The sequence below is a fragment of the Fusibacter paucivorans genome (genome assembly GCF_018390735.1).
Classification (GTDB): Bacteria; Bacillota; Clostridia; order Peptostreptococcales; family Acidaminobacteraceae; genus Fusibacter; species Fusibacter paucivorans.
In genome coordinates this window covers 1-1218 of sequence record NZ_JAHBCL010000092.1, presented here as the reverse complement: position 1 = coordinate 1218, position 1218 = coordinate 1, and the positions used below count along the sequence as shown (strand labels likewise).

Genomic DNA, 1218 nt, shown 5'->3' with positions numbered 1-1218 from the left:
CAAAATGCCGTTTCTCAGGTTCGTGCGGTGATGCGGGCTAAAAGCCCAACCAGCTTAATCGAGATATACATACAAAATGTTAGCGTGAACAGTTTATGCGACAAGCTCGAGGCTCTACACGTCGATCGTTCTACGCCTAGTTTGATAGGAGATATATACCAAAAAAAACATACCTCGATCAAACTGGTATGTTTCAATTATACGAACACGCCGATTCCCAACATTCCTCTTGATGTCACAAAACTTACAGAGGAATGAATTTTTTTATGGAAACTGGAAGGATATTACTGATAAGTAACGAATATACTAAGAGTAGCAAGTTTTGCGCCACTTTTTCCGCTTTGCGAAAAAGAGAGGAACATCCGTGAATCGTGGGAACGTTAGCTAAAATATTTTAAAGGATATAATTATGAATTTAAATAATGTATTACAGTTGATTGCAGTAGCACCAATAATAGTACAGACAGTTAATTTTTTGAAAAACAGAGTAAAAAACAAAAAGAAAAGGTTAAGCACAGTGTATTATGAACGAAATTATTTTTCATCACATGTGATAATTACTTTATTAAGTACATCTGTTTGTATTGGAATTTTATCTTTTGAAATAATCCAAGATAGAATAAATAGTAATTGGATATATATTTTTATTGTACCGTTAGTCTTTTATAATATGTACTTTATTTATTTTAAAGTAAATAAGGAAAAAATTAAAGAAATTCGTGATTCATTAAAGCGTTATCAGATGATATCTTCAATTTTAGTATCTGCTATTTACTCAATATTTTTTTATACATCATTAATTATTATTTCTAATCAAAGTAATTGGAAATCTGAAACTATTACTACAAAAGTAATTGTAATTAGTATATTATTTATTATTACAATAATATTGGGAATTTCATACTATTCCTTAATAGATACAGTAATAATTCAAGTTGTTAGAGAGAAAAATTTATTTATAGTTCATTACGATAATAGTAATAGAAAAATAGTGATGATAGTATAAAAATAGGACAAGTAAAGTTGAGTCTTTTTAGAATACAAGATATAATAAACCCAATTCAAAAGGAGAAGGCTCATGGGAACAAAAAATCAAGAGCAATTTTCAAAAGAATTTAAACAAGATGCTGTCAATTATTACTATTCATCTGGCAAAACAGGCGAGGAAGTAGCAAAAGAACTCAAAATCGGAAAATCAACCCTCAGTTCATGGATAAG

Annotated in this window: 3 protein-coding genes; all 3 read left to right on the top strand. The window is 29.3% G+C overall.

Features of this window, described 5'->3' with window-relative positions:
* Nucleotides 1-258, top strand: a 258-nt coding sequence (locus tag KHM83_RS19575) for a hypothetical protein (protein WP_213238726.1), incomplete at its 5' end; no start/stop codon positions are given.
* A gap of 151 nt (nt 259-409) precedes the next feature.
* Nucleotides 410-1006: a hypothetical protein gene (locus KHM83_RS19570; RefSeq protein WP_213238725.1), complete on the top strand. Its 597-nt coding sequence runs from the start codon at nt 410-412 to the stop codon at nt 1004-1006.
* 72 nt (nt 1007-1078) lie between these two features.
* Nucleotides 1079-1218 (top strand): transposase (locus tag KHM83_RS20080; RefSeq protein WP_213238727.1); only part of this gene is annotated, 140 nt, incomplete at its 3' end.